Annotated in this window: 14 protein-coding genes and 1 tRNA gene; 4 read left to right on the plus strand and 11 right to left on the minus strand. The window is 67.8% G+C overall.

Annotation, left to right across the window (positions count from 1 at the left end; genetic code table 11):
* Positions 1-58 precede the first annotated feature (58 nt).
* On the plus strand, positions 59-970 hold the full coding sequence (locus tag BC102111_RS06620; RefSeq protein WP_063249816.1) for an acyl-CoA thioesterase: 912 nt from the start codon (positions 59-61) through the stop codon (positions 968-970).
* On the plus strand, positions 967-1,215 hold the full coding sequence (locus BC102111_RS06625) for a hypothetical protein (protein WP_063249742.1): 249 nt from the start codon (positions 967-969) through the stop codon (positions 1,213-1,215). The genes BC102111_RS06620 and BC102111_RS06625 overlap by 4 nt, the downstream gene beginning before the upstream one ends.
* Positions 1,216-1,413: 198 nt before the next feature.
* On the opposite strand, the gene ettA is transcribed toward BC102111_RS06625, so the two are convergent.
* From ettA to BC102111_RS06670, 9 genes are all read right to left on the minus strand, one after another.
* On the minus strand, positions 1,414-3,096 hold the full coding sequence (ettA, locus tag BC102111_RS06630; RefSeq protein WP_009375351.1) for an energy-dependent translational throttle protein EttA: 1,683 nt from the start codon (positions 3,094-3,096) through the stop codon (positions 1,414-1,416).
* A gap of 44 nt (positions 3,097-3,140) precedes the next feature.
* Positions 3,141-3,794: a DUF6993 domain-containing protein gene (locus BC102111_RS06635; protein ID WP_095375851.1), complete on the minus strand. Its 654-nt coding sequence runs from the start codon at positions 3,792-3,794 to the stop codon at positions 3,141-3,143.
* A gap of 248 nt (positions 3,795-4,042) precedes the next feature.
* Positions 4,043-4,870 (minus strand): single-stranded DNA-binding protein, encoded by an 828-nt coding sequence (locus BC102111_RS06640; protein WP_101623865.1) that lies wholly within the window; start codon positions 4,868-4,870, stop codon positions 4,043-4,045.
* Between the two features lie 176 nt (positions 4,871-5,046).
* Positions 5,047-6,627 (minus strand): GTPase, encoded by a 1,581-nt coding sequence (locus BC102111_RS06645; protein ID WP_101623866.1) that lies wholly within the window; start codon positions 6,625-6,627, stop codon positions 5,047-5,049.
* Positions 6,624-8,321 (minus strand): dynamin family protein, encoded by a 1,698-nt coding sequence (locus tag BC102111_RS06650; protein WP_227007047.1) that lies wholly within the window; start codon positions 8,319-8,321, stop codon positions 6,624-6,626. Before BC102111_RS06650 ends, BC102111_RS06645 begins: the two co-directional genes overlap by 4 nt.
* A gap of 77 nt (positions 8,322-8,398) precedes the next feature.
* Positions 8,399-8,472: transfer RNA gene (locus BC102111_RS06655), tRNA-Arg, on the minus strand.
* A 105-nt stretch (positions 8,473-8,577) separates the two neighbouring features.
* Positions 8,578-8,787 (minus strand): hypothetical protein, encoded by a 210-nt coding sequence (locus BC102111_RS06660; RefSeq protein WP_009375340.1) that lies wholly within the window; start codon positions 8,785-8,787, stop codon positions 8,578-8,580.
* Between the two features lie 69 nt (positions 8,788-8,856).
* The gene (locus BC102111_RS06665) at positions 8,857-9,177 is read right to left on the minus strand and encodes a thiamine-binding protein (RefSeq protein WP_101623868.1); all 321 of its coding nucleotides are present in this window, start codon (positions 9,175-9,177) and stop codon (positions 8,857-8,859) included.
* Positions 9,178-9,199: 22 nt separating this feature from the next.
* Complete coding sequence (locus BC102111_RS06670; protein ID WP_101623869.1) at positions 9,200-10,390, minus strand: acetyl-CoA C-acetyltransferase; 1,191 nt, start codon at positions 10,388-10,390, stop codon at positions 9,200-9,202.
* Between the two features lie 219 nt (positions 10,391-10,609).
* Here BC102111_RS06670 and BC102111_RS06675 point away from each other — a divergent pair, with 219 nt between their 5' ends.
* Positions 10,610-12,196, plus strand: a complete 1,587-nt coding sequence (locus BC102111_RS06675; RefSeq protein ID WP_009375334.1) for a coiled-coil domain-containing protein — start codon at positions 10,610-10,612, stop codon at positions 12,194-12,196.
* A gap of 175 nt (positions 12,197-12,371) precedes the next feature.
* Here the strand turns inward: BC102111_RS06675 and BC102111_RS06680 are convergent, their stop codons facing one another.
* A complete protein-coding gene (locus BC102111_RS06680) occupies positions 12,372-12,668 on the minus strand; it encodes an Rv1322 family protein (protein ID WP_009375332.1) in 297 nt (98 codons plus the stop codon).
* A gap of 30 nt (positions 12,669-12,698) precedes the next feature.
* On the opposite strand from BC102111_RS06680, the gene nucS reads away from it, so the two are divergent.
* The gene (gene nucS, locus BC102111_RS06685) at positions 12,699-13,394 is read left to right on the plus strand and encodes an endonuclease NucS (protein ID WP_009375331.1); all 696 of its coding nucleotides are present in this window, start codon (positions 12,699-12,701) and stop codon (positions 13,392-13,394) included.
* Between the two features lie 113 nt (positions 13,395-13,507).
* On the opposite strand, the gene BC102111_RS06690 is transcribed toward nucS, so the two are convergent.
* Positions 13,508-14,191 (minus strand): putative endonuclease domain-containing protein, encoded by a 684-nt coding sequence (locus BC102111_RS06690; protein WP_144658371.1) that lies wholly within the window; start codon positions 14,189-14,191, stop codon positions 13,508-13,510.
* Positions 14,192-14,645 lie beyond the last annotated feature (454 nt).

Raw genomic sequence — 14,645 nt, forward strand, 5'->3', positions numbered from 1 at the left:
TGACGATGTCCGCGATAGGATCGGGAGTTGTCACCCGTCCCTGCCCATGGAGGCCCATGTGAGCGATTCCCAACCGACACCTGCCGAGGCGAACGTCGCACGCCTGCACGAACTCCTGCAGCTGCGTCGGCTCGACTCCGATGCCGGGCCGAGGGAATCCGACCTCTTCGTCGGCCCCAGCCAGTACAAGCCCGACGGGCGGGTCTTCGGCGGACAGGTTCTCGCTCAGTGCATCGTCGCCGCCGCCGCGACCCTGCCGCCCGACCGGCTCATCCACTCCCTGCACGGGTACTTCCTCCGCGCCGGCGATGTCGCCGAGCCGATCGAGTTCGGTGTCGAGCGCCTCCGCGACGGCCGGTCGTTCTCCGCCCGGCGCGTCCACGCGTACCAGAAGGATGCGCCCATCCTCTCCCTCATCGCCTCGTTCCAGGAGGAGCAGGCGGGTTTCGAGCACTCTGAGACGATGCCCACCGGGATCCCGGGGCCCGAGGACTCCCCCGACCTGCGCGAACTCCTCGCCGCCGTCGATTCCGTCCAGGTCACCGAATGGCTCAACCGGCGTCCTTTCGACATCCGCCCTGTCGAGCCCTTCGGCGTTCCGGGTGCGACGACGATCGACACCGAGCTGCCCGAGCAGCACATCTGGTTCCGTGCCAGCGCCCACTTCGGCGATGACCCTGTCCTCAACGCCGCAGCCTTGGCCTACGCGAGCGACTTCAACCTTCTCGAACCCGTGCTGCGCCGGCACGGACTCTCGTGGGGCAGCCCGGGCCTGCGGGTGGCGAGCCTCGACCATGCGATGTGGTGGCATCGACGCGTCCACGTCGACGACTGGATGCTCTACGTCCAGGAGTCCCCGGCCGCCCGGGGCGGTCGCGGACTCGGCTACGGGCGCATCTTCTCCCACGACGGAGAGCTGCTTGCGACCGTCGCCCAAGAGGGCATGGTCCGAGTCAAGGACGCCCCGTGAGCGACGAGAAGACAGCGATGATCGAGATCCTCTCCTCGATCCTCAGCCGGCTCGTCAACGTCGCCCTCTGTCTCGTTCTCACTTCGATCGCACTGCTCATGCTCCGCGATCGCACGGACCTCCACCTCGGCGTCGTCGCCCTGCTCGCCCTCGTCATCGGCATCCTCGGCACGATCGCCGTCCGCTGGGTGCTGCGCCTCCTCCACCGCCTGTGGCGTCGGATCTTCGACTCGTTCGCCCGCTGAGGGCGACGGACCACCCGGAACCGGTGCGGCCGACGGGCGCGCAGGCGCAACGGCTGACCGCCTCGGCGCCAGTGCGGTGCACCTGACCAGCGCCGGCGCGGCAGACGGACGCGGAGCCGGGTATGCGATCGGGCCCCAGCGGATTCCGCTGGGGCCCGATGCCGTACCGGTCGGGGTGCGCTCCCGCCGGCTGAGTGCTCAGTCGCGCGTGAGGCGACGGTGGGTGACCCGGTGAGGACGCGCGGCCTCCTCGCCGAGGCGGTCGATCTTGTTCTTCTCATACGCTTCGAAGTTGCCCTCGAACCAGTACCACTTGGCCGGGTCCTCGTCGGTGCCCTCCCACGCGAGGATGTGGGTGGCCACGCGGTCGAGGAACCAGCGGTCGTGGGAGACGACCACGGCGCAGCCGGGGAACTCGAGGAGCGCGTTCTCGAGCGAGCTCAGGGTCTCGACGTCGAGGTCGTTCGTCGGCTCGTCGAGGAGGAGGAGGTTGCCGCCCTGCTTGAGGGTGAGCGCGAGGTTGAGGCGATTGCGCTCACCGCCGGAGAGGACGCCGGCCTTCTTCTGCTGATCGGGTCCCTTGAAGCCGAACGCGGAGACGTAGGCACGCGAGGGCATCTCCACGGCTCCGACCTGGATGAAGTCGAGGCCGTCGGAGACGACCTCCCACAGCGACTTGTCCGGGTCGATGCCGCCGCGGGACTGGTCGACGTAGGAGATCTTCACGGTCTCGCCGACCTTGAGGTCTCCCCCGTCGAGCTCTTCGAGGCCGACGATCGTCTTGAACAGCGTCGACTTGCCGACGCCGTTGGGTCCGATGACGCCGACGATGCCGTTGCGCGGCAGCGAGAAGCTCAGACCGTCGATGAGCAGGCGACCGTCGAATCCCTTCTCGAGGTCCTTCGCTTCGATGACGATGTCGCCGAGGCGGGGGCCGGCCGGGATCTGGATCTCTTCGAAGTCGAGCTTGCGGGTCTTCTCGGCCTCGGCTGCCATCTCCTCGTAACGGGCGAGGCGTGCCTTCGACTTCGTCTGCTTCGCCTTCGGGTTCGACCGCACCCATTCGAGTTCGTCCTTGAGGCGCTTGGCCAGCTTCGCGTCCTTCTTGCCCTGGACCTGCAGGCGCTCCTGCTTCTTCTCGAGGTAGGTCGAGTAGTTGCCCTCGTACGGGTAGAGGTGGCCGCGGTCGACCTCGGCGATCCATTCGGCGACGTGATCGAGGAAGTACCGGTCGTGGGTGATGGCGATGACGGCGCCGGGATACGTCTTGAGATGCTGCTCGAGCCAGAGCACCGACTCCGCGTCGAGGTGGTTCGTCGGCTCGTCGAGGAGGAGCAGGTCCGGCTTCTCGAGGAGAAGCTTGCACAGGGCCACGCGACGGCGCTCACCACCGGAGAGGACGCTGACGTCGGCGTCCGGCGGCGGGCACCGGAGGGCGTCCATGGCCTGTTCGAGCTGCGAGTCGAGATCCCACGCATCGGCGGCGTCGATGGCCTCTTGGAGCTTGCCCATCTCCTCCATGAGGGCGTCGAAGTCCGCATCGGGATTCGCCATCTCCTCGGAGATCTCGTTGTAGCGGTCGAGCTTGGCCTTGATCTCGCCCACGCCCTCTTCGACGTTGCCGAGCACGGTCTTGTTCTCGTTGAGCGGCGGCTCCTGCATGAGGATGCCCACCGTGTATCCGGGGCTGAGCCGGGCTTCGCCGTTCGAGGGCTGTTCGAGGCCGGCCATGATCTTGAGGATCGTCGACTTGCCGGCGCCGTTGGGACCGACCATGCCGATCTTCGCCCCGGGGTAGAAGGACATCGACACGTCGTCGAGAATGACTTTGTCACCGTGCGCCTTGCGCGCCTTGTGCATGGTGTAAATGAATTCGGCCATAGTGGCCCCAGATTATCGGTTGGGCACCCCATGTGCCAATTGGTCTAGCCTCCGCCGAGCGAGGGCGAATCACCCTCCGAGGAGCCTTCGGACGACCCCTCCGAACCGCTCGAGGACGAGCCCCCACCGGACGAGGAACCGCCCGAATCCGAGGATCCCTGAGAGGGCTCGGGGCTGTTCGTCTCCGCGTCGTCACCGGTGATGTTCTCCCCCGGCATGTGGCCGGCGCCGTTGTCGTCGCCGTCCTGGTCGCGCTGTTCGCCCTTGGGAGCATCGACGCCTTCGGGGCGATCGACCGCGCCGAGGAGGCACGCCCCGGTCGACTCGGTCGGCGGCATGAGCTCAGCAGTGGCTTTGCCCTTGCGGATCTCGCCGACCACGCAGCCCTTCTTCGTCTTCACACCGAAGACCTTCGAGGGCACCTCATTGCCCAGCGGCGAGGCGTCGAGAGTGGCCTCGAGCTGATCGGGCTTGTATCCGGCGTCGATCATCGTGTCGAAGAACTCCTTCGTCGAGGGGATCTTCTCTTCGTCGCCGGTCAGCGGCTCGACGGCTTTGAGGACCTTGTCGACTTCGGCGGCAGGCTTCTCCTGCGACTTCTTGGGTGTCGGCGCGGCGTCGTCGTCCAATCCGAGCAGGGAGCACCCTGAGAGGGCGAGGGAGAGGGCTGCGACACCCAGGAGGGGAACGAGACGCATGGATCACCTCGGTGAGGACGAACACGAACTCCTCCACTCTAGCGGATCGCGCCTCCCCTCCCGTCACCGACGCCCGGACCCGCTGCCTCCCGGCGACTGTCCTTCCTGTCGACTGTCCCGGCGTCTGTCCCGGCGGCTGTCCTGTCGTCGGCGTCCCGGAGACGGGCCGGCTGCTCTCGCCGCGTCCCGGCGACTGTCCTGTCGTGCGCGTCCCGGCGGAGCGCCGGTCAAGTCCGGCCCCAAGGGGCTCAGAACGGTGCCGCAGCGGCGGCGGTCGCACCGGCGATGTCGTCGCGCTCGCTCGGGGTCGAGTCGTCGTCATCGAGAGCGGCTGAGTCGTCGCTGTCGTCTGCCACCGGCTCATGGCCGTCAGCGGATTCGTCATCACCGCCCGCGGGTGCGCCGCTCTGCCACGTCGGGTACGTGCCTGCCCGCGTGGCATCGACTCTGTCCCCTGCCTCGGCATCGTCGGCGGACCCACCGGCAGCATATTCGGACGACTCGGCACCGTAACCGGAGGTTTCGTTGCTGTAGCCGGACGACGCGGTGCCGTAACGGGAGGTCTCGGTGCGCGCTCCGTCGGTACTCCCGGCAGTGCTGCGTTCGAAGGAATCTGTGCGGCCGGCAGCCCCTGTGTTCTCGCGCGGGAGTGCGTCCCACCCTGATCCTGAGCCCTCCGCCTCCTGCGCCGGGGCCGACTGCCTCCCCGACGCCGTTCCCTGGGCCTTGACGTAGTTCGCGGTTCCGAAGCGGAGGTCCGGACCGAGATGATCGGCGATGATCGTCGGAGCGATTCCCGAACGCTCCTGGGACTCCCATTCGCGGATGCGCAGGTGACCTTGGACGACGACGCTCATACCCAGGGTGACCGAGGAGCCCACGTTGCTCGCCAGCCACCCGTAGCAGTCGACGCCGAACCACGAGGTCGTGTCGCTGACGAACTCACCGGTCTGCTTGTCCACCCGCCAGTGGTTGACGGCGAGCCGGAAGGACGCACATGGGCGTCCGGTCGGCAGGGTCCGGGCCTGTGGGGCCGTCGCGACGGTGCCGCAGACGGTGATCGGGATGTTCGACATTGCTCATTCCTCGCTCTGCTCTGGGTCGGCGGGAACTGTCTGGTCGCTCCCGCCAGGGGTCCCTCCAGCACAGCGCGGCCGACGCTGAGCTGTCGAGCATGCGAAAAGGCCCTGTGGACGACGGTTATGCGTCCACAGGGCCTGAGCACACGAGTGAGCGTGCCTGTGAGGATGAGTCAGGCGAGTCGCTGATACGCATCGCGATGGGTGGCGATGACCGCATTGACCGGCTGCAGGTACGAACTCTGCGCCGCGTGCGCGACCGCCGAGCGCAGGTCGGCGTCGACGGCGGCCGCAGCCTCGTCTGCCCCTCTGTTCCGGGCTGACTTGGCGACGACCGAGGTGATGATCGAGCCGAGGATGCCGAGGACGAGGACCCCGATCGAGGCCGCCCACGCCCACCACGGGATCGCCCCTGGAGTCGCGACGGCGATCGCGGCGACGACAATGAGGCCGAGGGCGCCGATGATCGTGGCGAGGAAGAAGATGATCTGCAGGGCGTTGGCAACCGCCCACCACCCCGGCGTCCGCCGCTCGATATCCACAGCCGTGACGGCCGAGTCGAGGGTGTCGGCGAGCTGGTTCGTGCTTGCCCGTTCCGCTTCCGCGGCCGCGGTCTGCCATGGCCGAGGCAGCGTCGAGACGGATTCGGTGATGAGGTCGTGGGCCATGAGGCGGACCTGCGAGCTCTGCGTCTTGCTCGTCGCCGGGACGGAGGCGCGGATGAGTTCGTCGCGGGTCAGACCGTGCTTCGCGCCGAGCGGGTCGGGGGCGTTGCGTTGCATCCACGCGAACAGCGGGTATCCGGTGCGCCGGTAGGCGCGTCGGATGTAGTCGTCGTGGACTGTCTGTGCGACGGCCTCGACACCGGCAGCCTCCGACATCGTCTCGACGAGGTGCGATGCTCCCGGAAGTTCGTCGGGGGTGGCCACTGGCTCGCCGAGTTCGGCGCGGATGCGCCGCGCCATCGCCTGCATGTCGGAGAGGAGGCGTTCGGCGGCTGCCTGCTTGGAGTCGAGGGTGTCGGCGAGGATCGACCGGATCTCCGGGATGCCCTCCCGGGTCACGGCAGAGGACAGGCGCACCTCGGTGTCGGTGAGTCCGTCCTCGTTGAGCAGCTGGCGCAGATGGGCGGCTGCGGCCTTCTGCTCCTCGACGCTGAGCTTGTCGACCTGGTTGAGGACGACGACCATGTTCGAACTGTTCTCGGCGAGCTTGGTCAGGTACTCGGAGTGGAGGGAGAAGTCAGCGTACTTCTGCGGGTCGACGACCCAGAAGACGACGTCGACGAGGCCGACGAGGCGGTCGGACTCGACCCGGTGCTCGACGGCCGTGGAGTCGTGGTCGGGCAGGTCGAGGAGGATGAGTCCGTGGAGACGGCGCTGGTCGTCGCCGTCGAGCGCCGATTCGCGCCATGTCCGACTCCGCTCGGGGACCCGCAGCCAATTGAGGATGTCCTGTCCGCCCTCGCCCCAGACGCATGCCGTCGGGCGCGAGGTCGTGGGCCTGCGCACGCCGACGCGGGCGATGTCGAGGCCTGCCACGGCGTTGAACAACGACGACTTGCCCGAGCCGGTCGACCCGGCGAAGGCGACGACGGTGAAGTCCTCGCCGAGGTCGAGTCGGTCGTCGGCCCTCTCGAGCAGGCTGGAGGCATCGGCCCGCACGTCGGGGCTGATCCTGTCGTCCTCGAGCGCCAGCGCGTGGCGGATACCGTCGGCGAGCCGGCGGATCTCGGACTGGGCCGAATCGTTCACAGTGCCTCCTCGAGGCGGGCACCGGCAGTGCGGAGGGCTCCGGACTGCCTGGTGGGAACCGCTGTCAGTCGTAGTGCTTGGTCGAATGGGGTGCGGCAGTCGCCGATGATGCCGGCGGCCGCGGTGAGGAAGCGGTCGCGGATCGAGCCGATGATGTCGACGGCCTCCTGTTCGCCGAAGATCGTTCCGGCCAGGCTCAGTGCCACTCCGGCGCCCGACCGTGAGGCACTGTCGTTCGACGAGGTGTGCGCCGGGTCCCAGAAGGTCGCGTACTCGAGGACGGCGCAGACCCCGCTGACGCCGAACGAGAGGATACGAGCCTTCGACTTCTTCCCTTGGCCGATGTCCCGGACGAGGGCGTTGACATCGTTCGACCACCCGCTCACCGCGGCTTTCACTCGATCCTCGAGTTCGCTGGTGGGTTCGCGCAGCGCCGGCTCGGAGGTGACGAGGGCCTCGCCTGCCGGTGTGCGCCGCCAGTCGTCGGCGACGACGTCGACGACGTCGACGGCGGCCTCGCGCAGCGTGATCGCCGCACTCCGGAGGATTGCGATGTGGAGCGGGGCGGCGGCGTCGTGCTTGCCGGTCACCGCCGCGGAGATGCGGTCGCGCATCCGCGCCATCGTGGGCTCGAGTCCGCGGAAGAGCTGACCCGTGCCGACGAAGTCCTGCCAGCGGGCGTTGACGGCGCCGTGGAGGATCCGGCCGTCGGTGACGACGGTCGCCAGCGATTCGTGGGCGGAGCGGAAGCGCTCATCGACGATCCGCTCGAGGTGGGCGTGGGCGTCCTCCTGGGATTGGGCCGCCTCGGCGAGGGCATCGACCCGGCCGGGCAGGGAGGCGATCGCACCGGACAGCGTGCGGCGACGGATTCGCCCGCGGGACTCGGACTCGGCACTGACCTCGCGGATCCACGACTGGATCGGATAGACAGCGGCGTGCGGAAGCCGGCCGTCCTCGAGCGGGAGTTCGGCGACAGAGAAGATCGGTGACTGCGCGAGCCCCGCCTCGGAGAGGAGGTGGGAGAGGTGGTGCCGGACTTCGCGGTTCGCCTCGGGGGGAACGCGGTCGAGGACGAGCGCGACCGAGGTGCTGCGGGCGGCGGCTTCGCGCAGGAGCGCCCAGGGAGCCGCGTCGGCGTAGCGGTTGGCGGTGGTGACGAAGAGCCAGAGGTCGGCGCACATGAGGATGCGGCGGGCGAGGTCGCGGTTGGACTCGGCGATCGAGTCGATGTCGGGGCAGTCGAGGACGGCGGTGCCCGGCGCGATGTCGGCGTCGGGGATGAGCACGAGCGCCGGGGACGTCGTCTCCGGGTCGGAGCTGCGGGGCAGATCGCCGAGGAACGTCGCGGTCTCGAAGTGCTTCGCATCGGCCGGGTTGTGGATGACGATCGGGTTGGCGGTCGTGGGACGACGCACGCCTGCGGGGCTGACGGTGCGGCCGATGAGCGAGTTGACCAGTGTCGACTTCCCCGCCCCCGTCGAACCGCCGACGGCGATGAGGAAAGGAGCCGGCGCGCGGTTGATCCGCGGGAGGATGAAATCGCCCATCTCCGAGCTCAGGGATCCAAGCAGTCGGCGGCCGTCTGCCGCGTCGTCGGTCTGCAGGGTGAACCGGGTCTCGGAGATCTTCTTCGCGATATCGCTCAGTGCTCCGCCCACCGGTGGCGTCACGGCATTTCCGCTGTCTGTCATCACGCATCCACTTTCCACGTTTTCACAGCTGAGCACCACCAGGCACGCCGTGACGGGGTTCAATTGCCTGCGCACTGCGCCCCCGGCGGGGCTCGAACCCGCGACCTACCGCTTAGAAGGCGGTTGCTCTATCCGACTGAGCTACGGAGGCCCACACATCGTAACCGATGGGCAGCGGGCAGACGAAAGCAGCCCCGCACCGACCAGTCCGGCCATGTGGCCGGGGTCGGAGCGGGGCCGTCGGAGACGACCGGGGTCAGTGGGTGCTGCCGGCCTTCTCAAGCGCCTTGCGGACCGTGATGATCGCGAGGATGACGACGCCCGTGAGCGCGAGGATGACCGCGGCGGCTTCGACGCCGAACGCGACCTCGGCCGCGACGGGGAAGAATCCTGCGATCATGAACCCGAGCAGGGCGATCATGGTCAGAGCAGTGGCAGTGGTGAAATACGCGGATCCATTCTTCATGGGTCATCCTCCTTCGTCCTTGAGACGAGGATAGACCCATCTGAGATCTGCGTCACTGCTTTTTCTGCGTCAGGCGTCGTTTCTCCGCCGCGCGTCGATCGCCTGCTCGAGGCGGTCGACCTTTCCCTCGATCTCTCCCTCGTGCCCGGGACGGATATCGGCCTTGATGACGAGCGAGATCCGGGACCCGAACGGCGCGACCGCCTCGGTGGCACGACGGACGACATCGAAGACCTCGTCCCAGTTCCCTTCGATCTCGGTGAACATGCTCGTCGTGCGGTTCGGCAGCCCGGATTCGCGAACGACTTCGACAGCCGCGGCCACGGCCTCATGGACCGAGCCGTCGGGGCCTTCGCCGCCGCTGGGGGCGACAGAGAATGCGAGCAGCATGGCGGTTCCTCCTCCCCTGGACTCAGCCCTGTTCGGGAACGGTGATGATGAGCGAATCACCCTGGCCGCCGCCACCGCAGAGGGCAGCGACACCCGTGCCGCCGCCTCGGCGCTGGAGTTCGAGGGCAAGGGTGAGGACGATGCGGGCGCCGGAGGCCCCGATCGGATGCCCGAGGGCGATCGCTCCCCCGTTGACGTTGACCTTCTCCGGATCGATGCCGAGGTCCTTCGTGCTCGCGAGGCCGACGGCGGCGAACGCTTCGTTGATCTCGTAGAGGTCGAAGGAGTCAGCGGCCACGCCTTCGGACTCGGCGGCCTTGCGGATCGCCTGCGAGGGCTGGTGCTGGAGGGTCGAGTCGGGTCCTGCCGTCCAGCCGTGGGCGCGGATCTCAGCGAGGATCGGCGCACCGAGCTCCTCAGCCTTCTCCCGAGACATGACGACGACAGCGGCCGCGCCGTCGGAGATCTGCGAGGCGTTGCCCGCGGTAATCGCCCCGTCCTTGCGGAAGGCCGGGCGCAGCTTCGCCATCGATTCGACCGTCGTGTCCGGGCGCACGCCCTCGTCGGTGTCGACGGTGACGTCGCCCTTGCGGGTGCGGATAGTCACGGGCACGACCTCGTCCTCGAACGCGCCCTTCTCCCAGCCGGCGGCAGCCCGATGATGCGACTGCGCGGCGAAGGCGTCCTGCTCCTCACGGGAGAACTCGGACTCGCCCTTGTTGGCCTCTTCGGTCAGTCCGCCCATGGCCTGGTCGGTGAAGGCGTCCCAGAGACCGTCGTAGTCCATGTGGTCCTTGGCGACGACGTCACCGTACTTGTATCCGGCGCGGGACTTCTCGAGCAGGTGCGGGGCAAGCGTCATCGACTCCTGCCCGCCGGCGACGACGACGTCGTACTCGCCGGCGCGCACGAGCTGTGCGGCCTGGGTGATCGCGTTGATGCCGGAGAGGCAGAGCTTGTTGATCGTGATCGCGGGAACGCTCATGGGGATCCCCGCCTCGGCGGCGGCCTGTCGGGCCGGACCCTGACCGAGGCCGGCCTGGAGCACCTGGCCCATGATGACGTAGTCGACCTGGTCTCCGGAGATGCCCGCCTTCTCGAGGGCTCCCTTGATCGCTGCGGCACCGAGGTTCACCGCCGTCTGCGTTCCGAGCGCTCCCTGGAGCCGCCCGAACGGGGTGCGGGCACCGGAGACGATCACTGCTTCAGTCATGTTTCCTCCTCGAAGGACTGTGGCTCCGCGAACAGCGGGACGCGTGCAGCGGAGAGCTGTTGAGTACAGGGTAGTCGAGGCCGATGCGGCCTCCGTCACCGGGGTCGCCGAGGCGGTCGCCCGCAGGGGGATTCGGACCCAACACTCATCTTGAGTCCGATAGAGTAGGGACCGCGCAGGCATGACCAGATCCCCTTGACATGACAGGAGTCAGCTTCAGTGACGCCCACCGAAGAATTCCGCACAGCGATGCGCGGGTACGAGAAGAGCGAAGTCGATTCCCGACTGCAGCAGCTGCGCACGGAGATCGAATCCGTGCGGAAGGCGCTGTCGGATGCGCGCAGTCAGGTCATCAACGCCGATCGCGCGAAGCTCCAGATCGCCGGCGAGCTGTCCGAGGCGAAGGCTCAGCTGAAGAAGGCCGCCAATGAGAACGCCGAGGCGGCCGGTCCCCCCGGAAGCCGCATCGACCACCTCCTCAAGATCGCCGAGTCCCAGGCCCGGGAGACCCTCGCCCAGGCGAACTCGGATGCGGAGACGATCCGGAACAAGGCCCGCGCCGAGGCGGCGTCTGCTCGTGCGCGCATGCACACCGAGAGCAATGACACCCTCAACAACGCCCGGTCCGAGGCCGACGCGATCATCAGCTCCGCCGAGCTGCGCGCCGAGGAGGCCGTGAAGTCCGCAGAGAAGCGCGCGGCCGAGCTCAAGGCCACCGCCGAACGCGAGGCGGCGCAGTCGAAGGAGGCCAACGACGCCGCGTCGAAGGAGGCCCGCGAAAGCCTCGAGCACGAACTCGCGGAGCTGCGCGCCGCCGCCGAGAAGGAGGCGACCGACCTCCGCGCCGAGGCGAAGACCCAGGCCGATGAGACGATCGCCGCAGCCCAGGCTCAGGCCGACGAACTGCTCGCGGCCGCGAAGTCCCGCGACGAGGCCTCGAAGAAGTCCGCGAACGACCTCGACGTCGAACTCGCCACGAAGCGTCAGGAGGCAGAAGCCGAGCGCAAGAAGCGCTACGACGCCGCCCAGGCGGAGAACCGGAAGCTCATCGACGAGGCGCAGGCGCGCGCGGCGAAGGCCGACGCGGATGCCAAGGCCGCCGCGGAGCGCGCCGAGACGACCCGCGCCGAGGCCGTGACGAAGGCCGATGAGATCATCGCCGACGGCAAGGCCCGCGCACAGACGCTCATCTCCGAGGCTCGGGCCACCGCCGAGGCGACGATCGAGGAATCGGCCGCCGAAGCCAAGCGCAACGTCCAGTCCGCGCAGTCCCAGGTCGACCTGCTCACCAAGCAGCGCAAGACGATCACAGCTCAGCTCGACCAGCTCCGTTCGCTCTTCGCGATGCCCGGTGTGATGGGCGGCGACGCCGTCGATCCCGCGAAGGCGGAAGCGGCCACGCACGCGACCGAGCAGATCGCCGATGGGGAGGCTCTCGCCGACCTCATCGCCGCCGATTCCGCCGAGGAGGCGGCCGAGAAGTCGGCTGCCGACGGCGGGAAGTCCGGTGCCTCGAAGACGGGAGCCGCCGAGGCGGACGCCCAGACGGCGCAGGGCACAGGTTCCCAGAACTCCGGTGCGAAGTCGGCGGATGCCGCTGCAGAGCAGTCGGAGAACGCGGAGGATTCGGTGGAGACCGAGGCGTCCGAGACTGTCTCCGAGGATCTGCCCAACGGCGCGACCGACGCCGAGACGATCGCGATCGATGCGCAGGTCTCGGGTTCGCCGAAGTCCGGCGGCTCCGGTCAGGGTGGAAACCGTCCGGCCAACTCCAAGGCCGCACGGTCGCGTAACTCACTGCGCTGACGATGCTCAGGCGCTGAGCGCATTCGGCCGCGCACGACTTGCTGTACCGCCGGACGCGCTCCGCTGATGAGGCCCTCACCGACTGAAGAGAACGGGGTCCGCTCACCAGAGCGGGCCCCGTTCCGTGTCAGCCGAGTTCTGTGTCAGCGGAGTTCCGTGTCAGCGGAGTTGCGTGTCAGCGGAACCGCTCGAAGCACCTCGAGTGCCAGTGCCGACGAGAGTCGACGCCGATGTCGACGCCGTGGGAGGCCTCCTGACGCCAGGCGACGATGTGCGCGGTGGCCGCAGAGACCTGCTGTCCGCAGCCCGGGCACACGTAGACCTTGCCGCTGGAGTTGGCGGCCACACGCTGGATCGACCAGGTTCCGTCGGGCAGGTCGCGGCTCACCCGCAGACCGCCCACGGACTCGGTGAGGTCGCGCGCGGGTGCGCTCCATTTGTTCCTGCGACGCGAGGAGTTCGAACGTGGCATGGGGCGATTCTCTCACGTAGTCTGGGACGCGTGCGTCTCGTGATAGCTGAATGCTCTGTCGATTATGCCGGTCGTCTGACCGCGCATCTGCCCCTGGCCACCCGTCTCATCATGCTCAAGTCCGACGGGTCGATCCTCATCCACTCCGACGGCGGGTCGTACAAGCCGCTCAACTGGATGACCCCCCCGTGCGCCGTCCAGGTGGCCGAGCCGACCGACGAGCAGGCCGAAGCAGGTCTGAGCGAGATCTGGACGGTCTCGCAGACGAAGACCGGCGACCGACTCGTCATCTCGATCACTGAGGTGCTCTCGGACACGAGCCACGACCTCGGCGTCGATCCCGGTCTCGTCAAGGACGGAGTCGAAGCGCATCTCCAGGAACTCCTCGCCGAACACATCCATACTCTCGGCACGGGATACAGCCTCGTCCGCCGCGAATTCATGACGGCGATCGGTCCGGTCGACATCCTCGCCCGCGATGCGACCCAGAAGTCGGTGGCCGTTGAGATCAAACGGCGGGGCGACATCGACGGCGTCGAACAGCTCACCCGCTACCTCGAACTGATGAACCGAGATCCGCTCCTCTCCCCCGTCACCGGCGTCTTCGCCGCGCAGGAGATCAAACCGCAGGCACGCACTCTAGCTGAGGACCGCGGCATCCGCTGCGTCGTCCTCGACTACGATGCGCTGCGCGGGATGGACGATCCGGAGACCCGCCTCTTCTGAACACGCGTCTCCTCTCCCGGCCCGCGCCATCGCTCGGTCAAGGCGCAGCGCGGATAGCCGGCCGAGCATCGCCTGCTATCCGCGCTGCCCCTTGACTGACGACTGGATCGCCCTCACTGCGCGCCTTGCATCGGGCCTGCGAGTCGGTCTCGAGCGGCGATCTCCGTCTCGCGGATCCGCACCGCCTCTTTGATCCTGAGGAAGAGGTCTGCGCTGAAGAGATCGGCCCATCGAATGCGGAAGACCATCCACCCCTTGTTCCGCAGAGCGTATTCCCGCTTCCGTTCGCGTTCGAAGGCTCGGTGCGGATCACCGTCATCGATGTAGTACTTGCCGGCGCCATCGAACTCGGCAATGACCTTGACCGCCTCGTTGCCGAAGTCGGACCGAGCGAGGAAGCGACCATCGGCGTCGCAGACGACGAGTTGCGGCTCGAACCCCGGTATCGAATACTCGACGAATCGAACGGCGCAGATCGACTCCGCCACCGTTTCACGCCGTCCGTCGATGTTCTCCAGCACCGCTGTGATCCGCGACTGGCGGGTCCGCACAGGATGCGCCGCCTGGTGCGCTCGGAACTCCTCGAGAGTCACCCGCCCCAAGTGCACCGCGGCATCCGCAACAGCCACGGCGAACGCCAACGGACAATCCCTGGCGACATCGAGGAGCGTCTGCACCACCGTCGTCACCGGAATCCCTTCGACGATTTCCATGGTGTCGGGCTGCAGGGCCCGTCGACGGACCACGAGATCCCTCTGGCGGACCGAGCTGCGCGGGCTCGCGACCTCGACGTACACCTCACCCTTATCGACATACGGCACGGGCAGGCCGTGGACGAGCAGTGCACTGCGATGGGAGAACACTGCGTCGTGCGGCAGATCGGGGACGAATGACCGGACGAGAATCCTCAGATCCTCTCCGCGCTTGAGCATCCCCGCGGTCTCATGGGGCAACGCGGTCTCCTCCGCCTCCGCGATCGCTGCGACGAAGGCGTGCGACGGATTGTCGCACGCACGCGTGACAACGTATCGTCCCCGCCGGAGTCGCCGCAGGCAGCAATCGACGGCAGATCTGATCTGATGGCTGTTCCAGCCTGCCGCCACCAGATCCGAAGTCTCCAAGCACGCAAACATGCAATCGAGGATGGACGAGAAGGCATCCGGACCGCAAGAGGCTCAAAACGCCCTGTGGATAACCACTGAGCATCGAACGCACCTGTGGACAGTCAACCGGCACGAGTACGCCGGTGGT

The organism is Brevibacterium casei CIP 102111 (assembly GCF_900169275.1).
Classification (GTDB): domain Bacteria; phylum Actinomycetota; class Actinomycetes; order Actinomycetales; family Brevibacteriaceae; genus Brevibacterium; species Brevibacterium casei.

What these genes read in the sequence shown, in the direction of transcription:
- ettA (WP_009375351.1), bottom strand. Translation starts at nt 3,096, where the DNA reads ATGGCCGAATTCATTTACACCATGCACAAGGCGCGCAAGGCGCACGGT.
- BC102111_RS06635 (WP_095375851.1), bottom strand. Translation starts at nt 3,794, where the DNA reads ATGCGTCTCGTTCCCCTCCTGGGTGTCGCAGCCCTCTCCCTCGCCCTC.
- BC102111_RS06640 (WP_101623865.1), bottom strand. Translation starts at nt 4,870, where the DNA reads ATGTCGAACATCCCGATCACCGTCTGCGGCACCGTCGCGACGGCCCCA.
- BC102111_RS06650 (WP_227007047.1), bottom strand. Translation starts at nt 8,321, where the DNA reads ATGACAGACAGCGGAAATGCCGTGACGCCACCGGTGGGCGGAGCACTG.
- BC102111_RS06660 (WP_009375340.1), bottom strand. Translation starts at nt 8,787, where the DNA reads ATGAAGAATGGATCCGCGTATTTCACCACTGCCACTGCTCTGACCATG.
- BC102111_RS06665 (WP_101623868.1), bottom strand. Translation starts at nt 9,177, where the DNA reads ATGCTGCTCGCATTCTCTGTCGCCCCCAGCGGCGGCGAAGGCCCCGAC.
- BC102111_RS06670 (WP_101623869.1), bottom strand. Translation starts at nt 10,390, where the DNA reads ATGACTGAAGCAGTGATCGTCTCCGGTGCCCGCACCCCGTTCGGGCGG.
- BC102111_RS06680 (WP_009375332.1), bottom strand. Translation starts at nt 12,668, where the DNA reads ATGCCACGTTCGAACTCCTCGCGTCGCAGGAACAAATGGAGCGCACCC.